20 protein-coding genes are annotated in these 20,511 nt (G+C 71.9%); 9 read left to right on the top strand and 11 right to left on the bottom strand.

What is annotated here, in order from left to right; translation table 11 throughout:
- Nucleotides 1-97: 97 nt before the first annotated feature.
- The 4 genes from AC067M_RS35495 to AC067M_RS35480 form a co-directional block, all read right to left on the bottom strand.
- Nucleotides 98-703, bottom strand: coding sequence for a TetR/AcrR family transcriptional regulator (locus AC067M_RS35495; protein ID WP_478701153.1), 606 nt, complete (start codon nucleotides 701-703; stop codon nucleotides 98-100).
- A 40-nt stretch (nucleotides 704-743) separates the two neighbouring features.
- Nucleotides 744-1,574 carry a sugar phosphate isomerase/epimerase family protein gene (locus tag AC067M_RS35490; protein WP_478701152.1) on the bottom strand — a complete coding sequence of 277 codons (831 nt, stop codon included), beginning with the start codon at nucleotides 1,572-1,574 and terminating at the stop codon, nucleotides 744-746.
- Nucleotides 1,575-1,888: 314 nt separating this feature from the next.
- Nucleotides 1,889-2,122, bottom strand: a complete 234-nt coding sequence (locus AC067M_RS35485; RefSeq protein WP_478701151.1) for a hypothetical protein — start codon at nucleotides 2,120-2,122, stop codon at nucleotides 1,889-1,891.
- Between the two features lie 24 nt (nucleotides 2,123-2,146).
- A complete protein-coding gene (locus AC067M_RS35480; RefSeq protein WP_478701150.1) occupies nucleotides 2,147-3,079 on the bottom strand; it encodes a Ppx/GppA family phosphatase in 933 nt (310 codons plus the stop codon).
- 71 nt (nucleotides 3,080-3,150) lie between these two features.
- On the opposite strand from AC067M_RS35480, the gene AC067M_RS35475 reads away from it, so the two are divergent.
- Nucleotides 3,151-4,044: a DUF3109 family protein gene (locus AC067M_RS35475; RefSeq protein ID WP_478701149.1), complete on the top strand. Its 894-nt coding sequence runs from the start codon at nucleotides 3,151-3,153 to the stop codon at nucleotides 4,042-4,044.
- 92 nt (nucleotides 4,045-4,136) lie between these two features.
- On the opposite strand, the gene AC067M_RS35470 is transcribed toward AC067M_RS35475, so the two are convergent.
- The gene (locus AC067M_RS35470) at nucleotides 4,137-5,837 is read right to left on the bottom strand and encodes a BACON domain-containing protein (RefSeq protein ID WP_478701148.1); all 1,701 of its coding nucleotides are present in this window, start codon (nucleotides 5,835-5,837) and stop codon (nucleotides 4,137-4,139) included.
- A gap of 244 nt (nucleotides 5,838-6,081) precedes the next feature.
- Between AC067M_RS35470 and radA the strand changes: the two genes are divergently transcribed.
- Both radA and disA read left to right on the top strand, forming a co-directional pair.
- The gene (gene radA, locus AC067M_RS35465) at nucleotides 6,082-7,491 is read left to right on the top strand and encodes a DNA repair protein RadA (RefSeq protein ID WP_478701147.1); all 1,410 of its coding nucleotides are present in this window, start codon (nucleotides 6,082-6,084) and stop codon (nucleotides 7,489-7,491) included.
- A gap of 81 nt (nucleotides 7,492-7,572) precedes the next feature.
- On the top strand, nucleotides 7,573-8,697 hold the full coding sequence (gene disA, locus AC067M_RS35460) for a DNA integrity scanning diadenylate cyclase DisA (RefSeq protein ID WP_478701146.1): 1,125 nt from the start codon (nucleotides 7,573-7,575) through the stop codon (nucleotides 8,695-8,697).
- A 264-nt stretch (nucleotides 8,698-8,961) separates the two neighbouring features.
- Here disA and AC067M_RS35455 read toward each other — a convergent pair whose 3' ends face one another.
- Nucleotides 8,962-9,834, bottom strand: a complete 873-nt coding sequence (locus AC067M_RS35455) for a hypothetical protein (protein ID WP_478701145.1) — start codon at nucleotides 9,832-9,834, stop codon at nucleotides 8,962-8,964.
- A gap of 175 nt (nucleotides 9,835-10,009) precedes the next feature.
- Between AC067M_RS35455 and AC067M_RS35450 the strand changes: the two genes are divergently transcribed.
- The gene (locus AC067M_RS35450; RefSeq protein ID WP_478701144.1) at nucleotides 10,010-10,657 is read left to right on the top strand and encodes a phosphatase PAP2 family protein; all 648 of its coding nucleotides are present in this window, start codon (nucleotides 10,010-10,012) and stop codon (nucleotides 10,655-10,657) included.
- A gap of 23 nt (nucleotides 10,658-10,680) precedes the next feature.
- Here the strand turns inward: AC067M_RS35450 and AC067M_RS35445 are convergent, their stop codons facing one another.
- Together AC067M_RS35445 and AC067M_RS35440 are read right to left on the bottom strand one after the other, a co-directional pair.
- The gene (locus AC067M_RS35445; protein WP_478701143.1) at nucleotides 10,681-11,334 is read right to left on the bottom strand and encodes a response regulator transcription factor; all 654 of its coding nucleotides are present in this window, start codon (nucleotides 11,332-11,334) and stop codon (nucleotides 10,681-10,683) included.
- The gene (locus AC067M_RS35440; protein WP_478701142.1) at nucleotides 11,331-12,893 is read right to left on the bottom strand and encodes a sensor histidine kinase; all 1,563 of its coding nucleotides are present in this window, start codon (nucleotides 12,891-12,893) and stop codon (nucleotides 11,331-11,333) included. The genes AC067M_RS35445 and AC067M_RS35440 overlap by 4 nt, the downstream gene beginning before the upstream one ends.
- A gap of 176 nt (nucleotides 12,894-13,069) precedes the next feature.
- Between AC067M_RS35440 and AC067M_RS35435 the strand changes: the two genes are divergently transcribed.
- The 5 genes from AC067M_RS35435 (at nucleotide 13,070) to cseC (ending at nucleotide 17,729) form a co-directional block, all read left to right on the top strand.
- Nucleotides 13,070-14,023, top strand: coding sequence for an HhH-GPD family protein (locus AC067M_RS35435; RefSeq protein WP_478701141.1), 954 nt, complete (start codon nucleotides 13,070-13,072; stop codon nucleotides 14,021-14,023).
- A 326-nt stretch (nucleotides 14,024-14,349) separates the two neighbouring features.
- The gene (locus tag AC067M_RS35430; protein ID WP_069773156.1) at nucleotides 14,350-14,892 is read left to right on the top strand and encodes a SigE family RNA polymerase sigma factor; all 543 of its coding nucleotides are present in this window, start codon (nucleotides 14,350-14,352) and stop codon (nucleotides 14,890-14,892) included.
- The gene (locus AC067M_RS35425; protein ID WP_478701140.1) at nucleotides 14,877-15,536 is read left to right on the top strand and encodes a hypothetical protein; all 660 of its coding nucleotides are present in this window, start codon (nucleotides 14,877-14,879) and stop codon (nucleotides 15,534-15,536) included. Before AC067M_RS35430 ends, AC067M_RS35425 begins: the two co-directional genes overlap by 16 nt.
- Nucleotides 15,537-15,661: 125 nt before the next feature.
- Nucleotides 15,662-16,366 carry a two-component system response regulator CseB gene (gene cseB / locus AC067M_RS35420; protein ID WP_478701139.1) on the top strand — a complete coding sequence of 235 codons (705 nt, stop codon included), beginning with the start codon at nucleotides 15,662-15,664 and terminating at the stop codon, nucleotides 16,364-16,366.
- 70 nt (nucleotides 16,367-16,436) lie between these two features.
- Complete coding sequence (gene cseC, locus AC067M_RS35415) at nucleotides 16,437-17,729, top strand: two-component system sensor histidine kinase CseC (protein WP_478701138.1); 1,293 nt, start codon at nucleotides 16,437-16,439, stop codon at nucleotides 17,727-17,729.
- Between the two features lie 31 nt (nucleotides 17,730-17,760).
- Here the strand turns inward: cseC and AC067M_RS35410 are convergent, their stop codons facing one another.
- The 3 genes from AC067M_RS35410 to AC067M_RS35400 form a co-directional block, all read right to left on the bottom strand.
- Entirely contained in the window at nucleotides 17,761-18,195 is a 435-nt protein-coding gene (locus tag AC067M_RS35410) for a VOC family protein (protein WP_478701137.1), read from the bottom strand.
- On the bottom strand, nucleotides 18,192-18,704 hold the full coding sequence (locus AC067M_RS35405; protein ID WP_478701136.1) for an AraC family transcriptional regulator: 513 nt from the start codon (nucleotides 18,702-18,704) through the stop codon (nucleotides 18,192-18,194). The genes AC067M_RS35410 and AC067M_RS35405 overlap by 4 nt, the downstream gene beginning before the upstream one ends.
- Before the next feature lie 142 nt (nucleotides 18,705-18,846).
- A complete protein-coding gene (locus AC067M_RS35400) occupies nucleotides 18,847-20,445 on the bottom strand; it encodes an MDR family MFS transporter (RefSeq protein ID WP_478701135.1) in 1,599 nt (532 codons plus the stop codon).
- Between the last annotated feature and the right edge of the window lie 66 nt (nucleotides 20,446-20,511).

Here is a 20,511-nt window from a genome sequence, read left to right as displayed (position 1 = left end):
AGAGACTTCTGACTCGTATCGAGCGTACGCCGGTCATCCAGAGGGCGGACAGCTTGTCCGGAATGCGGGATGTACGTCTCACGGTAGCCCGCAGGGCTCAAGGCGCGGTCAGGTGTCCCTGGACCACCGGTGCCACCCGCGCGACGATCTGCTCCAGGTCCGCCGAAGCCAGCGGCTCCACCTTGATCACGTACCGGAGCATCGCGCATCCCACGAGCTGCGCGGCCGCGAGCTCGGCGCGCAGCTCCGCGTCGGGGAGGTCGAGCTGGGTGGCGATGCGGCGCAGCAGCTGGGTGCCGACCAGGCGACGGAAGACGGCGGCCGCGGTCTCGTTGTTGACCGCGGACCGGACGATCGCCAGCAGGGGCTTACGGGTGGTGGGGTTCTCCCAGACGCCGAGGACGAAGCGGGTGAGCCGCTCCCCCACCCCCTCCAGCGGGCCGTCGGCGACCGCCTCGGGCGCGTTGAGGGCGGGCGCGAAGGCGACCTCGATCGCCGCCTCGAAGACCTGCTCCTTGGTGCCGAAGTAGTGGTGCACCAGCGCGGAGTCCACGCCGGCCGCCTTGGCGATGCCGCGCACGGACGTCTTGTCGTACCCACGCTCGGCGAACTCCTCGCGGGCCGCCGTCAGGATACGGTCACGGGTGTCGGCGGCCTCCGTACGCGGGGGGCGACCGCGGCGCCGGGCGGTGGCTCCGGTCATGACCGCGCACCTTCGCGCGGCGCTGCGGATGCGTTGCCGTTCATCGCCGGGGCACCTTCGCTCCCGCGGCCAGGTGGAGGCGGGTGAAGGCCAGGGCCTCGGCGAGGTCGGCCTCGCGCTCCGCGCTGGACATGGCGCGGCGGGTGTTGACCTCGATGACCACGTGGCCGTCGAAACCGGTCACGGCGAGACGTTCCAGCAGCTCCGCGCAGGGCTGGTTGCCGCGGCCGGGGACGAGGTGCTCGTCCTTCGCCGACCCCTTGCCGTCCGCGAGGTGGACGTGTCCGAGACGGTCACCCATGCGGTCGACCATCTGGAGGGCGTCGGCGCGGGCCGTGGAGGAATGACTGAGGTCGATCGTGAAGTGCCGGTAGTCGTCCTTCGTCACGTCCCAGTCGGGGGCGTAGGCAAGCATCTCCCGGTCGCGGTAGCGCCAGGGGTACATGTTCTCGACAGCGAACCGTACGTCCGTCTCGTTCGCCATCCGCCAGATCCCGGCGACGAAGTCACGCGCGTACTGGCGCTGCCAGCGGAACGGCGGATGTACGACGACCGTGGACGCGCCGAGCTTCTCCGCCGCCGTGCGGGCGCGCTGGAGTTTGACCCAGGGGTCGGTGGACCAGACGCGCTGCGTGATGAGCAGGCAGGGGGCGTGCACGGCGAGGATCGGGACCTGGTGGTAGTCGCTGAGTCTGCGCAGCGCGTCGATGTCCTGGCTGACCGGGTCGTTCCACACCATGATCTCGACGCCGTCGTAGCCCAGGCGCGCGGCGATCTCGAAGGCCGTCGCCGTCGACTCCGGGTAGACGGAAGCCGTCGACAGGGCGACCTTCGCATCCGGGATCCGGACCACGTCCCTTGGTTCTGCCACGAGGGACAGCGTACGGGGTGGGGCCCGGGTGAGGCCGTGCTCCAGAGCGCCGTTGTGGCCCGACGCACACACCGGCCGGCCACGGGAGCCCTCCACCGGACGCACGGAAAACGGCAGACGCGCGGCGAAACGGAGCGCATCGGGTGGATGCTTGATGTCGATCACGCCATTTTGTCGGCAAGGCCGATTGACCGCCGCCGACTTGCGGGTCGAGACCGCTCAGCCGATGGACGACCAGGCCCCCGGGCCGGCGACGTGTGGGACCGCTGGTCGGTGAACAACGACTTCGACGGCGTCATGAACGGTGACCCGTATCACTCGATCCTGGCGAGCATGTACGCCTTCGGGGCCACCGGTTTCGACGCGAAGGACGCGCTCGCCTCGAAGGACGCGCTCGCCTCGATGGTGAAGGGCGCTACGACCGTCCAGCCGTCCGGCGCACGGTCCGGACTGGCGACCACGTGGAGGCGACCTCGGGGGCGCGGGAGCGCCCGTTCGCCGTCGTGACCTCTGCCGTCGGCGAGTGCGAGTGGTTTGTGCTCGCTCACGCAGTTCCCCGCGCCCCTGAGGGTCTACAGCGAGCCCATGTGATCAAGGCGCCGCAGGATCACGCCCTCGCGCAGAGCCCACGGGCAGATCTCCAGCGTTTCTATGCCGAAGAGGTCCATCGCGCCCTCGGCCACCAGGGCGCCCGCGAGGAGTTGGCCCGCGCGGCCCTCCGAGACGCCCGGCAGCTCCGCGCGCTGGGCGGTCGTCATGGCGGACAGGCGCGGTACCCAGGCCTCCAGGGACTCCCGCTTGAGATCGCGCTGGACGTAGAGGCCCTCGGTGGAGCGGGCGGCGCCGGCGAGGCGGGCGAGTTGCTTGAAGGTCTTCGACGTGGCGACCACGTGGTCGGGCGCGCCGAAGCGGCTGAACTCACCGACCGTACGAGCGATCTCGGTGCGTGCGTGCCGGCGCAGCGCCCGTATGTCCTCGGGGTCGGGCGGGTCGCCGGGCAGCCAGCCGGCTGTGAGCCGGCCAGCGCCCAGGGGCAGGGAGACCGCGGTGTCGGGCTCCTCGTCGATGCCGTACGCGATCTCCAGGGAACCCCCGCCGATGTCCAGCACCAACAGCTTCCCGACCGACCAGCCGAACCAGCGGCGGGCCGCGAGGAAGGTGAGCCGGGCCTCCTCCGCGCCGGTGAGGACCTGGAGCTCGACGCCGGTCTCGTCCTGCACGCGCGCGAGGACGTCGTCGGCGTTGCTGGCCTCGCGCACGGCGGAGGTCGCGAACGGCAGCAGATCCTCGACGCCCTTGTCCTCGGCGGCCTGGAGCGACTCCTGAACGACCGAGATCAGTTTGTCGATCCCCTCGGGGCCGATGGCTCCGTCCCCGTCGAGGAGTTGGGCGAGGCGAAGTTCAGCCTTGTGCGAGTGTGCGGGCAACGGGCGTGCACCGGGGTGTGCGTCCACCACCAGCAGATGCACCGTGTTCGATCCCACGTCGAGGACACCGAGTCTCATGGAGGGCACGCTACTGCCCGCGAGGCCGTGGACCGTCCCCACTGCGGCCTTCGGCGACTTACCCTGGACGGGTGCCAAAGACGAAAAAGGCGAAGCCTGACAAATCCACCGGCGGTGCTGACGGTTCCGCTCGGGGGAAGTCGACGAAGTCACCGAAGATGTCGAAGAAGGCCGCGGCAGCGAAGGCCCTGGCAGCGGACGAGAAGGGCCTCGACTTCGCGCGCGCGTGGGTGGAGTTCCCGGATCCTGCGGACGACGAGCAGGTCTTCCGCTGCGATCTGACATGGCTGACCTCTCGGTGGACCTGCATCTTCGGAAGCGGCTGCCAGGGCATCCAGGCGGGCCGCGCCGACGACGGCTGCTGCACGCTGGGTGCCCACTTCTCCGACGAGGACGACGAGAAACGCGTCGCCGAACATGTGGCGAGGCTCACTCCGGAGATCTGGCAGCACCACGACGAGGGCACGGAGAACGGCTGGGTCTCGAAGGACGACGAGGGTTCCCGGCAGACGCGTCCGTTCAACGGCTCGTGCATCTTCCAGAACCGGCCCGGCTTCGCCGGCGGCGCGGGCTGCTCGCTGCACATCCTGGCGCTGCGGGAGGGTCGAGAGCCGCTCGAGACCAAGCCGGACGTGTGCTGGCAGCTGCCGATCCGGCGCACCTACGACTGGATCGACCGGCCCGACGACACGCGGGTGCTCCAGGTGTCGATCGGTGAGTACGACCGCCGCGGCTGGGGCCCCGGCGGCCACGACCTCCACTGGTGGTGCACCTCAGCGACTTCGGCACACGGCGCCGGCGACCCGGTCTACGTGTCCTACCGCGCCGAACTGACCGAACTGATGGGCAAGGCCGGCTACGACCGTCTCGTGGAGCTGTGCGAGGCGCGACTGGCGTCGCAGCTGCCGCTGATGGCACCGCATCCGGCGGATCCGGTGGGACCTGAGGGGCCTGCCGGCGTGTAGGGCCGGCAGGCGGTGAGGGGGCGTCGGGGTGAAGGGGGCGTTCCTCAGCCTCTCCCCTGCGCCTGTCCGCCAAGGGACGGACTCGTCCCAGGTCAGGCTCCGGGCGGGCCCGGCTGGTCGCTCTCGCTGGGGGAGGGCGTGGGGTCTGCCGTGGTGGGTGGGGTCGAGGTGTCGGGGGTGGGCTCCGGGGACTGTGGTGGGGGCGTCGGGGTGGGGTCCGTGGTGGGTGGGGTCGTGGGGGTCGGGTCCGGGTGGGGTGGGGGTGGATCGCCGGGGTCCGCGGGGGCGGGGTGGGGGCCGGGGGCGGTGCCGTAGCCCTCGATGGACACGACGGCGCCCGCCGGGGAGATCGCCACGCGCGCGCTCCAGTGCCCGGAGGGCTCGCGCAGGGCGTCGACGTAGACCCTGACCGTCAACGATTCGCCGGGCTGGAGCGTCCCCGAGGACCGGCTCAGGTAGAGCCAGGGCGCCGAGGTGGACGCGGACCAGCGCACCGGCCCGTCACCGCTCGCGGTGAGGGTGACGAGCGTGGTGTCGCCGCTGGTGCCGGCCTCCACCGAGAGGTGCCCCGCTCCCTTCCGGCCCGCGCCCGTGACGCTGATCACCTCTACGGATACGTCGGGCTCGTCGCCCTTGCCGAGGCGACGGTCGGGCTGGGTGCTGACGTTGCCGGCGTTCTCGTAGCCGCCCACCGCCTCGCCGTCGAGGCTGTCGGGCCCCTGGAGCTCGCTCGCGCTGGCCGCGCGGCCGTCCGCCTCGGAGGTCGGCGTGCCCCGGTAGGCGGCCCACAGAGCGAGCACGGGGGCGGCGACGACCGTGGCCACCACGGTCGTCGTGACGGCACGCGCGCGTAGGCGGTCCCTTCGGGCGGCGCGGTCCTTGGGGTCCATCGGGAAGCCGCGCCGGTCGAAGCGGGGGACGGCGGTGCCCCGCGCGCGCGGGTGGTGGGCCAGGGCGCGGTGCAGCGCCGCGCGGGGCGCCGCCAGGACGGGCAGTTCGGCGGGCGTGACGGTGGCGCCGGGCCAGCGGCCCGGGACCGCGCGCTCGGCGGTACGGCGACAGCGCGGACAGTCGTCGACGTGCCGGACGAGTTCGCGGCGCAGGGCCGAGCCGAGCACCGGCTGGTTGTCGCCGGTGAGGCGGGCCACGCTCGGACAGGTGCCGGTCTCGACGACGGCGAGGGCCGCGCGGGTGCGCTCGACCTCGCAGGCGGCGGAGGCCAGCAGGTCACGGGCGGCGGCGAGGTCCATGCCGAGGACGGCGGCGACCTCGTGGGCGGCCAGATGGTGGCGCACGGCGAGTTCGAGCGCCTCACGCTGCTCGGGGGTCGTCCCCGCGGCCTCCGGCCAGGCGAGCTGGGCGAGTTCGCGCCGCCGCTCCTCCTGGACCTCGTCGGGGACGGACGGTCTCGCGGATTGCGCGGCGGGCAGCCGGTGGACGCCGTGGCGTCCCGCCGCGTGTGTGGCCTGACGTTTCTGCTTGGCCTCGGCCAGCTTGCGCAGACACGCCCAGCGGGCCAGCGCGTACAGCCAGGCCCTGCGGTCGCCGGCGGCTTCCGGGAAACGCTGCCCGCGGCGCTCGGCGAGCGCGAGGACGTCACCGAGGGCCGCGGTCGCCGCCTCGTGGTCGCACAGCACGGACAGGCAGTAGGTGAACAGGCCGTCCAGGTACGGCTCGTAACGCGCGGGCGGCCACTGTGCCACGGTGCGCGCCGCACCCCGATCGCGCGCCTCGCGGTGCGCCCGGTGTGCGCCTGTGGTGCGGGTCGAGGTTTCCGGACTGCTGCTCATCACCCGTGCGACCGTAGGTGGCGGGAGATGTCCCGTTCTCGCCCCTTGAGCACTTTTAATTCGTACGGGTGAAACGATCCCTCGTACGGGGAGCGGAACGGTTTATTCCGCGGCTCGGGGTCTCGGAGAGGGTCCGGTCGGGGGTCGGGTGGGGGTCGGGTGGGTCTCCGGGCGGTGGCCGGGTGGGTCTCCGGGCGGGTGGCCGGGTGCCGCCCGCGTTGTCAGTGGTGGCGGCTACGGTTCGTCCATGGCTGCCCGTACGAAGACCACCAAGGACCGCCCGTCCTACCGCTGCACGGAGTGCGGCTGGCAGACGGCCAAGTGGCTCGGTCGCTGCCCCGAGTGCCAGGCCTGGGGGACGATCGAGGAGTACGGCGCGCCCGCGGTCCGTACGACGGCGCCCGGGCGGGTCACCAACTCCGCCCTGCCCATCGGCCAGGTCGACGGCCGTCAGGCCACCGCCCGCTCCACGGGTGTGCCGGAGCTGGACCGGGTGCTCGGCGGCGGCCTGGTGCCCGGCGCGGTGGTGCTGCTCGCGGGCGAGCCCGGCGTCGGCAAGTCGACGCTGCTGCTCGACGTGGCGGCCAAGGCGGCGAGTGACGAACATCGCACGCTGTATGTGACGGGCGAGGAGTCGGCGAGCCAGGTGCGGCTGCGCGCCGACCGCATCAAGGCCCTCCACGACCACCTGTATCTCGCCGCCGAGACCGATCTCTCCGCCGTGCTGGGCCACTTGGACGCGGTGAAGCCGTCGCTGCTGATCCTCGACTCCGTGCAGACGGTGGCCTCCCCGGAGATCGACGGCGCCCCGGGCGGCATGGCGCAGGTGCGGGAGGTCGCGGGCGCCCTGATCCGGGCCTCCAAGGAACGCGGGATGTCCACGCTCCTTGTGGGGCATGTCACCAAGGACGGCGCCATCGCCGGACCGCGCCTCCTCGAACACCTCGTGGACGTCGTCCTGCACTTCGAGGGCGACCGGCACGCGCGCCTGCGTCTCGTGCGAGGCGTCAAGAACCGCTACGGCGCGACGGACGAGGTCGGCTGCTTCGAACTGCACGACGAGGGCATCACGGGCCTGGCCGACCCAAGTGGACTTTTCCTGACTCGTCGTGATGAACCGGTCCCCGGTACCTGCCTGACGGTCACCCTGGAAGGCCGCCGCCCCCTGGTCGCCGAGGTCCAGGCGCTCACGGTCGACTCACAGATCCCCTCCCCCCGGCGCACGACGTCCGGCCTGGAGACCTCCCGTGTCTCGATGATGCTCGCGGTGCTGGAGCAGCGGGGCCGGATCAGCGCTCTCGGCAAGCGGGACATCTATTCGGCGACGGTCGGCGGTGTGAAGCTCTCGGAGCCGGCCGCGGACCTGGCGATCGCCCTCGCCCTGGCCTCCGCCGCCAGTGACACCCCCCTGCCGAAGAACCTCGTCGCGATCGGCGAGGTGGGCCTCGCGGGCGAGGTCAGACGGGTCACGGGCGTCCAGCGCCGGCTCGCGGAAGCGCACCGTCTGGGCTTCACGCACGCGCTCGTGCCGGGCGATCCCGGCAAGATCCCCGCCGGCATGAAGGTCCTGGAAGTCGCGGACATGGGGGACGCCCTGCGGGTGCTGCCGCGCTCCCGTCGACGAGAGGCCCCACGGGACGCGGAGGAGCGCCGGTAGACTTTGCCCAGGTCTCGCCCGTCCGTACGAACCGAGTGCGCGAAACGGGAGCGCCCCAGAACCTGCGACCGGAGGAGTGCAGTGGCAGCCAACGACCGGGCGGCAGCTCCCGGAAAGTCCGGTGGGAGCTCCGGTGCCGACGGCCTGATGCGCGCCTCGCTGAGCGCGGTCGCTCCCGGCACGGCGCTGCGTGACGGCCTCGAGCGGGTCCTGCGCGGCAACACCGGCGGTCTCATCGTGCTCGGCTTCGACAAGACGGTCGAGACGATGTGCACGGGCGGTTTCGTCCTGGACGTCGAGTTCGCGGCGACCCGGCTGCGCGAGCTGTGCAAGCTCGACGGTGGCATCGTGCTCTCCTCCGACCTGTCGAAGATCCTCCGCGCGGGCGTGCAGTTCGTGCCCGACGCGACGATCCCCACGGAGGAGACGGGCACCCGGCACCGTACGGCGGACCGCGTCTCCAAGCAGGTCGGCTTCCCGGTGGTCTCGGTCTCGCAGTCCATGCGACTGATCGCCCTGTACGTCGGCGGCCAGCGCCGTGTCCTGGAGGACTCGGCGGCGATCCTCTCCCGTGCCAACCAGGCCCTGGCGACCCTGGAGCGCTACAAGCTCCGCCTGGACGAGGTCGCGGGCACGCTGTCGGCGCTGGAGATCGAGGACCTGGTGACGGTCCGGGACGTCTCCGCAGTGGCCCAGCGGCTGGAGATGGTGCGCCGCATCGCCACCGAAATCGCCGAATACGTGGTCGAACTGGGCACGGACGGTCGGCTGCTCGCCCTCCAGCTCGACGAGCTGATCGCGGGCGTGGAGCCCGAGCGTGAGCTGGTCGTACGGGACTACGTCCCCGAGCCGACGGCGAAGCGCTCCCGCACGGTCGACGAGGCCCTGTACGAGCTGGACGCCCTCTCCCATGCCGAGCTCCTCGAACTGTCCACGGTGGCCCGCGCGTTGGGCTACACGGGCTCCCCCGAGGCTCTCGACTCGGCGGTCTCCCCCCGCGGTTTCCGCCTCCTCGCCAAGGTCCCCCGCCTCCCCGGCGCCATCATCGACCGGCTGGTGGAGCACTTCGGCGGCCTGCAGAAGCTGCTCGCCGCGAGTGTCGACGACCTCCAGACGGTGGACGGCGTCGGCGAGGCCCGCGCACGCAGCGTCCGCGAGGGGCTGTCGCGTCTGGCGGAGTCGTCGATCCTGGAGCGGTACGTCTGACACAGGAGCGCGCGAGGCCTGTGGCCCCGGCGCCCCTCTCCCCGTGGTCGCGTGGCCGCGCACGCCGCCGGTCGGCTCGCCGACCAGGGCGTGTTGCGCTTAGGGGTCCTTGCACTATGAGCGCCCGATGAGGTCACGTGGTCTGGTGCCGTGCATCGCAAGGCGCCGGAAAGTCCTCGTAGCGGAGCTACTAGGGCTTTCCGGCAACGCGGCGAGGTGCGGTGCCAGACCACGCGACCCGGGCGGGCATAGTGCAAGGACCCCTTAGTCGGCCGACAGCACGAAGGACGCCTGTGCCTTTGCGAACCCCGGCGCCTTCGCCTCCAGGAGGTACGTCCCCGCGCCCGCCGTACCGGACGGCGGCGTCGCGCACTCCGGGGCACTCGGCTTGCGGTCCCACTTCACGGTGTAGGTGATGCTGGTGCCCGCGGGCACCCGGTACAGCAGGCTGCCGGTGACCTCGGGGCAGTCCGCCGAGGACCAGTAGTCGTCCTCGCTGCCCGCCTGAGTAACCGTCAACACCGCCTTCTTCGGGCCGAGATCGACCTTGCAGTCATGTGCGGAGGAGTTCTTCGCGATCAGCTGGAAGGCCGGCGTCTGGTCGGGCGAGTACGTGTTGTGGACGCTGCGCAGGGTCAACGTGACCACGCCGGCGGTGCAGTTGGGCAGGGTCGAGCCGGCCGGCAACGCGGTCCCCGTGCCGCCGGAGCCGACGGTGACCTCGCCCGCCCCGCCGGACCCCGCGGAGCCCGACCCGCTCCCGCCGGCCCCACCGGAACCTCCCGAGCCGGTGCCCGACCCGCTTCCGGAACCGTCGTCGGAGCCAGAGCCAGAGCCGGAGCCGGACCCCGAGCCGGAGCCCGAACCGGATCCGCTGGAGTCCCCGCCGCCCGACTCGTCGCGTCCGCCCGGTGCTTGGCTGATCGCGGGACCGGAGCTGGAGGGGCCCGGCGTGATCGTGGGCGCTGGATTCTTGCCGTTGGAGCCGTCGCCCTGGTTCTTCCCGCCCCCTCCGCCCGCGAGGACGACCCAGGCGACCAACAGCGTCAACAGGGCTACCACGGACAGCAGTACGGCCCTCCGTCGCCAGTAGATGGAGGAGGGAAGCGGCCCGACCGGATTGCGCAGAGATCCCACGGCGCAAACTGTACGAGAGATCACCCGGTTCGCTCGCCTCACCCGCCGCCGGAGAGCACAACTTTTCACGATCATCATTCCGCGAACTGTCGCCCCACCCCTGTCTTTCGTCAGGTGCGGCACGCGACGATCGCAGGGTGTGACGGCGACGACCGGTCGCCTACCGTCCGTGACCATGAACTCCGAGGACGCCGGGCTCTACCGCGACATCACCGCCTTCGCCCATGACACCCCTGTGTGGGTACAGCACTTGACCGAGACCTGGACGGAGGCAGGCCTGCTGCTGTTCGCCGCGCTGTTCGTCACGACGTGGTGGCGGTCCCGCCGCGCCACACCCCACGCCTTCGCGATCGCGGTCCTTGCACCTCTGGCCACTGCTGTGGCGTACGTCTGCAGTGAGGTGCTGAAGTCGGCCGTCACCGAGGAACGTCCGTGCCGAGCGGTCGCCGACGCGGCGGCCTCCCTCACGCCCTGCCCGCCGCACGGCGACTGGTCCTTCCCCAGCAACCACGCCACGATCGCGGGCGCCGCCGCCGTCGCCCTGGCGCTCGCCCGACGCGCACTGTTGTGGCTGACGGCCCCTATGGCCCTCCTCATGGCCTTCTCCCGGGTCTACGTCGGCGTGCACTACCCGCACGACGTCGCTGCGGGGCTCCTGCTCGGCGCGGTCGTCGCCGCCATGGCCGTACGCCTGTGCACACGTCCGGCAGCGCGGGCGGCGGAGGCGATGCGGGGATCGTCGGCGGGCCTCGTACGGTGGCTCACCGGGCCCGGACCGGTGCCGTCCCGCCCCGCCGCGTACGCGTCGGTGGAGCACCCCTGAACCTGGGCCCTGGGCCTCCACCCTCAGCCCTCCACCAGCCCCGCCTCGTACGCCACGATCGCCGCCTGCACCCGGTTGCGGACGTCGAGCCGATCGAGGACCGCGCTCACGTACGCCTTCACGGTGCCCTCGACAAGGTGCAGCCGGGCGGCGATCTCCGGGTTGGACAGCCCCGCGCCGACCAGCGTGAGGACCTCACGCTCGCGCGGGCTGAGCCGTCCCACACGCGCGCGTGCGGCCGACTCACGGGCGAGCCGTCCGCCGCCCAGGCCGTCCACGACGTAGCGGGCCACCTTCGGCGACAGGAAGGCGCCGCCGCCGGCGACCGCCCGTACGCCCGCGATCAGCTCGTACGGGTCGCCGGACTTGAGCAGGAACCCGGTGGCGCCGCCGCCGAGCGCCCGGGCCACGTATGCCTGTTCGGAGAAGGTGGTCAGCATCGCCACGGCGGTCCCCGGCACGGTCCGTACGATCTCCTCCGCGGCGGCGAGCCCGTCCAGGCGCGGCATACGGATGTCCAGCAGGGCCACGTCCGGGCGGTGGGCGCGGGCCAGTTCGACCGCCTCGCGTCCGTCGCCGGCCTCGGCGACGACCTCCGTCTCCCCACCGCTCGCGAGGATGGCGCGCACCCCCGCCCGTACCATCGCCTCGTCGTCGGCCAGCAGTACGCGGATCATCCTGCGAACTCCCTGTACTCCTCGCGCCCCTCGCCGGACAGACCGGCTCTGGGGACCACGTCCTTGGCGACCAGGCGCCCCTCGTCGTCGAAGCACAGTCTGAAGTGGTCGACGGAGACGAAGAGTTCGCCGCTCGCCCGGTAGTAGCGGCAGTGGGTGCCCTTCGGCGGCGTCGGCGCCCGTTCCGTGGGCGGGTCCGTGACGGCTCGCTCCGGCAGTAGGCGCGTGACCTCTCCGGCCGACGCGCCGAGGCGCAGCTTCGCGTACGCGGCGGGAGCCAGTACGGAATGCGTCTTCGTGTAGGCGTACCAGCCGAAGCCGCCACCGAGCAGGACGACACCCGCGCAGGCGGCGCCCGCGAGGGCGAGGACGAAGCGGCGGCGGGCCCGGGTGAAGGGGGCCGAGGGGGCGGGGCGGGTCGTGGGCGGCGCGGGTTGTGCGGGGACGTGGGCCCGCACCCGGAAGCCGTCCTCGTGCGGACCGGCCTCGAAGTCGCCGCCCAGCGCGGTCACCGCGGCGCGCAGGCCGCGCAGGCCCGAGCCGCCGGAGGACGCCGAACGTTCCTGTGTGGCAGACCCGTTGGTGACCGTGACGGTCGTGCCGTCGGCGCCCTCGGCCGCCGCCACGGTGACCGGGGCGCCCGGGGCGTGGCGGGCCGCGTTGGTCAGTGCCTCGCGGACCACTCGGTACAGGATCCGCTCGGTGGTCCCGCCGGGTGTCACGGCCGGGGCGGCTCCCGTCGGCTCCCAGCGCACCGGCAGTCCCGACTCGGCGGCGCGGGCCACGAGTTGTTCGACGCTCTCGCCCGCGGGGGTCAGCGGCGCCGGCTCGTCGTCCTCCCGCAGAACGCCGATGATGCGGTGGAGGCGGTCCGTGGCGTCGGCGGCGGCCGCGCGCAGGTCGGCCACGGCGGCGCGGTGGTGCTCGGGGAGGTCCGCGGCGACCTGGAGGGCACCCGCGCGCAGGGCGATCAGGCTCAGTTCGTGTCCCAGGGAGTCGTGCATGTCCTGGGCGATCCGCGCGCGTTCCCGCAGCCGGGCGCGCTCCTCGGCGCCGCGCCGCTCGTCCTCCAGCCGGGCAGCCCGGTTCCAGCCCGCCTCGGCCAGCTCACGGCTCTGCCGCCAGTAGCGGCCGCCCAGCCACGGGAAGACGCAGCCGAAGAGCAGTGTGGCCATCAGGACCACCCATTCCGGCGCCGGGTCGACCCCGACGAGGGCGATCTTCGCGACGCCCGCACAGGCGACGGCGGCGAAGACGAGGGCCGCCGGGCGCGGGCGGTCCGCGCGCAGGCCGAGCAGCAGGGCGAGGACGCCCAGGGCGGGGCCGTAGGACACGTCGAACAGGGCGGGGGAGGCGGCCAGGTTCAGCGCTGCCGTCAGGGCGAAGGCCGCCAGGGGCCGGCACCGCGACACGGCGACGGCCACGGCCAGCGAACCGAGCCCGGCCGCCTGCTGCCAGGCCGGGCGCGGCTCGTTCAGCCCGAGGCGGTCCGCGCCGAGCGCCGGGAGCGCGAGGGCGGCCCACAGGAGGGCGACGCCACGCGGGCGAGGTCGTTCCATCCGCCCGACGCTACAAGCGGGGGGCGGGGCAGCACTGCTGTCGATCGTCAGGTGCTGCGAGGGGTGGCCGTGGGGCGCGGGGTGTGACGTACGGGCGCGTGCGGTCGACCGCGAACCGCGGGAGCGGGTGGCGGTGCACGCGCGTGTGCCTGTCGTCGTGGGAGGATCGGAGGGTCATGACTGCGCCCACGAAGCCCCCGTACAGCAGCCCCGCCGACGCCGTCTCCGGCCCGCGCCGCGGCGAGGACCCGTCCCCCGGAGAGAGCCTGCACGCCCCTGTCATCGACTGGTTCGAGGAGCACGCCCGCGATCTGCCGTGGCGGCGTCCCGAGGCCGGTGCCTGGGGTGTGATGGTCAGTGAGTTCATGTTGCAGCAGACGCCGGTGAGCCGCGTCCTGCCGGTCTACGAGCAGTGGATGGCCCGCTGGCCCCGCCCCGCCGACCTGGCCCAGGAGGCGCCCGGCGAGGCGGTGCGCGCCTGGGGCCGGCTCGGCTACCCGCGCCGTGCCCTGCGCCTGCACGGCGCCGCGGTCGCCATAACGGAGCGGCACGGCGGTGACGTACCGGCCGACCACGCGCAGCTCCTGGCGCTGCCCGGCATCGGCGAGTACACGGCCGCGGCCGTCGCCTCCTTCGCCCACGGGCAGCGGCACGCCGTCCTGGACACCAACGTGCGGCGCGTCTTCGCGCGCGCGGTCAGCGGTGTGCAGTACCCGCCGAACGCCACCACCGCAGCCGAACGCAGGCTCGCGCGCGCGTTGCTGCCCGAGGACGAGAAGACCGCGGCGCGCTGGGCCGCCGCCTCCATGGAGCTCGGCGCCCTGGTGTGCACGGCGAAGAGCGAGACGTGTCACCGCTGTCCGATCGCCGCGCTGTGTGCCTGGCGGCTCGCGGGCAAGCCGGAGCACGAGGGCCCGCCGCGGCGCGGGCAGACGTACGCGGGCACGGACCGGCAGGTCCGCGGCAAGCTGCTCGCCGTACTCAGGGAGGCCCACGCGCCGGTGCGGCAGGCCGCGCTCGACCGGGTGTGGCACGAGCCGGTGCAGCGCGCCCGGGCCCTGGACGGGCTCGTCGCGGACGGTTTGGTGGAGCCGCTGCCGGGCGGGTTCTATCGGCTGCCGCTGAGCTGACGCACAGACACATCACAGGCGTACGGGCCGTCGTCACGGCGACCCGGACCGCCAAATCACCCATAAACACTCGAAACGGTGTGGCGCCTTACCCGTTTCGTGCTTTCGTTACACAACCGACGGACAGCCGAGCGCTGTCCGCAGGCTGCTTCGGACAGCGCCGTGACAACCGCTCCGTAACTTCTTCCTCGTGCCCGACGGGCACGGGACGGTTGCGGACCACACGGCCACACCGGCAGACCACACGCACCGCGAGCCGTCCCCCAAGAAGTGAGAAACCGGCCCGACGAACAGGCCGGGAAAACGGGGAGCGGAGGCGGTTGATCATGGCGCAGGGCGAGGTGCTCGAATTCGAGGAGTACGTGCGCACCCGGCAGGACGCGCTGCTGCGCAGCGCCCGCCGGCTGGTCCCGGACCCGGTCGACGCCCAGGACCTCCTCCAGACGGCGCTGGCGCGGACGTACGGCCGCTGGGACGGCATAGCGGACAAGCGGCTGGCGGACGCCTACCTGCGCCGCGTGATGATCAACACGCGGACCGAGTGGTGGCGAGCCCGCAAGCTGGAGGAGGTGCCGACCGAGCAGCTCCCGGACGCCTGCGTGGACGACTCCACCGAGCAGCACGCGGACCGCGCCCTGCTGATGGACGCCATGAAGGTGCTCGCTCCGAAGCAGCGCAGTGTCGTGGTGCTGCGACACTGGGAGCAGATGTCCACGGAGGAGACGGCCGCCGCCCTCGGCATGTCGGCCGGAACGGTCAAGAGCACGCTGCACCGGGCGCTCGCCCGGCTCCGCGAGGAGCTGGAAGCCCGCGATCTGGACGCACGCGCGCTGGAGCGTGAGGAGCGGGAGCGTTGCGCGGCGGCCTGACCGGGGCCGGGCCCACACCGGCCCGAGGAACCTTCCAGGCGGCGATCACGGCGGTGGCCGTGCTCGCCGCCCTCGCCCTTTTCGTCGCCGCGTGCGCCACCGGCGGCACCGGAGCCCGTGACGAGGGACCGGCGGACGCGGTGGCGGGCGGCGCGGCGTCGCCCGCCGCGGCGCCCTCCCCCACCACCAGCCCCGACCGGGCGGAGGCGGTCCGGCTCGTCAAGGGCGACCCGCGGGTCTCGGCGGAGGTCAAGCGCGAGCTGAAGCCGTGCGTCGCCGACGAGTACCCGGTCGAGGTGTCCTACGGCGAGCTCACCGGAGGAGCCGCCGAGGACATCGTGGTCAACGTGCTCACGTGCAGCGACGCCGTCGGCGTCGGTTCGTACGTGTACCGCGAGGCCGACGGCCGGTACCAGAACGTCTTCAAGGCCGAGGCACCCCCGGTCTACGCCGAGATCGACCGCGGCGACCTGGTCGTGACCAAGCAGGTGTACGAGAGGGGCGACCCGGTGTCGAATCCCTCCGGCGAGAACGTGATCACGTACCACTGGGCGGCGGGCCGCTTCGCCGAGAGGTACCGCGCGCACAACGACTACAGCAACGCCGTCGACGGGGGTCCCACGGTGGCGCCCGAGAGCAGTTGAGCAACAATTTCCCGACTGAGTGAACCGATCGGCCCACTCGATCCGATGCATGGGTGAAGGCAGGCGACACGAGGGTCCGCACCGAGACCGACACCAAGACCGACACGAGGACTGAGAGCACCGGGATGGCAGACCAGACCCACGTCCTGTTCGTCGAGGACGACGACGTCATCCGCGAGGCCACCCAGCTCGCCCTGGAGCGGGACGGCTTCGTCGTCACCGCCATGCCCGACGGGCTGTCGGGCCTGGAGGCGTTCCGGGCGGACCGGCCCGACATCGCGCTGCTGGACGTCATGGTCCCCGGCCTGGACGGGGTGAGCCTGTGCCGGCGCATCAGGGACGAGTCCACCGTGCCGGTGATCATGCTGTCGGCGCGCGCGGACTCCATCGACGTCGTGCTGGGCCTGGAGGCGGGCGCCGACGACTATGTGACCAAGCCGTTCGACGGCGCCGTCCTGGTGGCCCGGATCCGCGCGGTGCTGCGCCGCTTCGGGCACGCGACCGGCGGCGAGAGGGCGGACGAGGGCGGCTCGGCGGCGCACGGCGGTGTGCTGACCTTCGGCGAGCTGGAGATCGACACCGAGGGCATGGAGGTGCGCCGCGCCGGCCAGCCGGTGGGCCTGACGCCCACCGAGATGCGGCTGCTGCTGGAGTTCTCCTCCGCGCCGGGGACGGTCCTGTCGCGCGACAAGCTCCTGGAGCGGGTGTGGGACTACGGCTGGGGCGGGGACACCCGTGTGGTCGACGTCCATGTGCAGCGGCTGCGGACGAAGATCGGCCAGGACCGTATCGAGACGGTCCGTGGCTTCGGCTACAAGTTGAAGGCCTGAGCGGGGCGTCATGCGGGGGATCTTCCGACACCTGAGTCCGACGCGCGGGGGGCGCGTGGAGCACGCGGGCATGCGTACGGGCCTGAGGTGGAAGCTGAGCGCGGCGATCGCGCTGGTCGGTGCGCTGGTGGCGATCGCGCTCAGTCTGGTCGTGCACAACGCCGCGCGCGTGTCGATGCTGGACAACGCGCGTGATCTCGCCGACGAGCGGGTCCGGATCGCCCAGCGCAACTACGAGCTGTCGGGGCGGCCCAACTTCCCCAGCATCAAGATCGACGACCCGGATCTGCCGTCCGCGCTGCGACAGAAGGTCGAGGAGGGGCGCCGGGCGACGTTCGTGTCCGACCGGACGGGCGGTGTTCCGGACATCTGGGCTGCCGTGCCGGTCAAGGACGGTCATGTGCTGTCCCTGCACACCGGGTTCACCGACCGCAGCATCGACATCCTCAAGGACCTCGACCAGGCCCTGGTGATCGGGTCCATCGCGGTGGTCTTCGGCGGCAGCGCGCTGGGGGTGCTCATCGGCGGGCAGTTGTCGCGCCGGCTGCGCAAGGCGGCCGCCGCGGCAAACCAGGTCGCCCGGGGCGAGACGGACGTGCGGGTGCGGGACGCGATCGGCGGGGTCGTGCGGGACGAGACCGACGACCTCGCGAGCGCGGTGGACGCGATGGCGGACGCGTTGCAGCTGCGTCTGGAGGCGGAGCGCCGGGTCACCGCCGACATCGCCCATGAGCTGCGCACTCCGGTGACGGGTCTGCTGACGGCGGCCGAGCTGCTGCCGCCCGGCCGGCCGACGGAGCTGGTGCTGGACCGGGCGAAGGCGATGCGCACGCTCGTGGAGGACGTTCTGGAGGTGGCCCGGCTGGACGGCGCGTCCGAGCGGGCCGAACTGCAGGACATCGTGCTGGGCGAGTTCGTGGCGCGCCGGGTGGCGGCGAAGGACCCCGCCATCGAGGTGCGCGTGGTGCACGAGTCGGAGGTCACCACCGACCCGCGGCGCCTGGAGCGGGTGCTGTTCAACCTGTTGGCCAATGCCGCTCGGCACGGCAAGCCCCCCATCCAGGTCACCGTGGAGGGCCGGGTCATCCGGGTCCGCGACCACGGCCCCGGTTTCCCCGAGGACCTCCTCGCCGACGGCCCGAGCCGCTTCCGTACCGGCAGGAGCGACCGCTCCGGCGCGGGCCACGGCCTCGGCCTGACCATCGCGGCGGGTCAGGCGCGGGTGCTGGGCGCCCGGCTGACGTTTCGCAACATCCGGCCGGTCGGCGCGCCCGAGCACATACCCGCGGAGGGCGCGGTCGCCGTCCTGTGGCTGCCGGAGCACGCGCCGACGAACACGGGCAGCTATCAGATGCTGCCGTGAGGACCCGCCAGGTCCGGGCGAGGGGCCGGGTTCAGCCGAAGTCCTTGGAGAAGTCGAGTTCCTCACTGCGCTCGGTCAGCGAGAACCAGTTGCCGTTGTCGTCGCGGAAGATGGCCTCGACGCCGTAGGGGCGCTCGGCCGGTTCCTGGATGAACTCGACACCGCGCGCCTTGAAGGTCTCGTAGTCGCCACGGCAGTCGTCCGAGTGGAATGCTCCCCCGCCGATGACCCCCTTGCCGACGAGCTTCTTCAGCGCCTCCGCGGACTCGGGGTCGAGGCCCGGGCCGTCCAGGCTCATCAGGGCGAGCTCGACGTCCGGCTGGTCCTTGGCGCCCACGGTGATCCACGTCATGTCGCCCAGGGCGAGCTCGGTGCGCACCTCGAAGTCGAGCTTGTCGGTGAAGAAGGCCTTGGTGCGCTGCTGGTCGAAGGTCCACACGGTGGTGATGCCCAGTCCCTTGATCATGGCTCTGCGCTCTCCTCTGGTGCTTGCTCTGGTGCTTGCTCTGGTGCTTGCTCTGCGGCTTGCGGTTCCTGTTCATCACCGTAGACAGCAGGGAAGTCGGGGCGCTTCTTCAAAGTTGCCCTCCTGAATCCCCCGGCCCAGAGCATCGCGTAGCACCCGGGAATGAGGGAGGCGCCGCGGCCCACATGCTTGATCCGGTACTCGCTCGGCGTGAGTCCGGTCCGTGCCTTGAAGCGGGTCGAAAAGGTTCCGAGGCTGCTGAAGCCGACCAGGTGGCAGATCTCGGTGACCGTCAGGTTGGCGCCGCGCAGCATCTCCTCGGCACGCTCGATGCGGCGGTGCGTGAGGTACTGGCCCGGGGTCTCGCCGTACGCCTCCTTGAAGGCCCGTACGAAGTGGAAGCGCGAGTACCCCGCGTGCGCGGCCACCGCGTTCAGGTCGAGCTCGGGGTCAGCCCAGTCGCGGTCCATGGCGTCCTTGGCGAGCCGCAACTGCCGCACTTTGTCCATACGGCCGATGGTGGCACGCGGGACTGACACCGGCACCGGCCTCGTACCGGGCATCGGGACCGACACCGGAACCGGCACCGGCCCGGCACCGGGCACGACGAAGGCCCCCGACACGCGCCGGGGGCCTTCGGGGTTCGGTCGGTCAGACGGTCTCGGCCACGGGCGGCTGTGCCGGGGCCGCGCCGTCCGCCGGTCCCTCGTCAGCCTTCTGGGGTCCCGCCCCCTTGAGCGGGACCTCCTTCACGAACACGGCCGCCACCAGCGCGCCCACCGCCACGATCGCTCCCAACAGGAACGCCGAGTGGGTACCGGCCGACACCGCGTGCTGGTACGCCTCCCGCGCCGCCACCGGCAGCATCTTCAGGCTCGCCGCGTCCAGCTGGGCGGACTGCTCGGTCACCTTCGAGCCCAGCGCGCCGGCCCGCTCGGCCATGACGTCCTGGACTCGGTTGTTGAACAGCGCGCCCATGATCGCGACGCCGAAGGAGGAGCCGAGCGTACGGAACAGGGTGGTGGACGAGGAGGCGACGCCCATGTCCTTCATCTCGACGCTGTTCTGCGCGACGAGCATCGTGATCTGCATCAGGCAGCCCATGCCGAGACCGACGACCGCCATGTACACACCGGACGTGAGGCGGCTCGTGTCGGTGTCCATGAGCGACAGCAGGTACAGACCGACGATCATCAGCGTGCTGCCGATCAACGGGAAGACCTTGTACTTGCCGGTGTTCGTGGTCACCCGGCCCGCGATCATCGAGGTGACGAGCATCGCGCCGAGCATCGGCAGGAGAAGCAGCCCGGAGTTGGTCGCGGACGCGCCCTGCACGGACTGCTGGTACAGCGGCAGGAAGAGCGTCGCGCCGAACATCACGAAGCCGGTGATGAAGCCGATGATCGACATCAGCGTGAAGTTGCGGCTGCGGAAGATGTGCAGCGGCACGACCGGCTCGGCGGCGCGGGTCTGCCAGAACACGAAGCCGACGAGGGCGGCCACGCCGATCCCGATGAGCTCCATGATCCGCGCGGAGCTCCACGCGTACTCCGAGCCGCCCCAGGTGGTGACGAGGACGATGGCGGTGATGCCGATGGTCAGCAGCGCGGCGCCCAGGTAGTCGATCCGCGCCTTGGCCCGCTTCTTCGGCAGGTGCAGCACCGCGCTGATGGCGAGCAGCGACACCACGCCGAGCGGCAGGTTGATGTAGAACGCCCAGCGCCAGCCCCAGTGGTCGGTGATGGTGCCACCGACCAGCGGGCCGCCGATCATCGCCAGCGCCATGACGCCGGCCATCATGCCCTGGTACTTGCCGCGCTCCCGGGGCGGGATCAGGTCACCGATGATCGCCATGACGCCGACCATCAGCCCACCGGCGCCGAGCCCCTGAACGGCACGGAAACCGATGAGCTGCCCCATGTTCTGCGCCATGCCGCTGAGCGCGGAGCCGAGCAGGAAGATCACGATCGACGTCATGAAGGAGCCCTTGCGGCCGTACATGTCGCCGAGCTTGCCCCACAGCGGGGTGGAGGCCGCCGTCGCCAGGGTGTACGCCGTGACCACCCAGGACAGGTGCTCGAGCCCGCCGAGCTCGCCCACGATCGTCGGCATCGCGGTGCCCACGATCATGTTGTCGAGCATCGCCAGCATCATGGTGATCATGAGCGCGAGCAGGACCACCCGCACGCTCTTGGGCTGTTTGCCCGGTTCTTCTTCTGTCTTCGTGTCCACAGCCTGTGTGTCCGCCATCGCCTTCTACTCCCCCCGGGACACGGCCTACTTACTTGCCGCCCGGCTAGTTCAGTACACTCAGAA

The organism is Streptomyces sp. NPDC043427, from assembly GCF_056436655.1.
The sequence above is the reverse complement of the archived record's forward strand: the minus strand, read 5'-3'. Positions and strand labels throughout refer to the sequence as shown.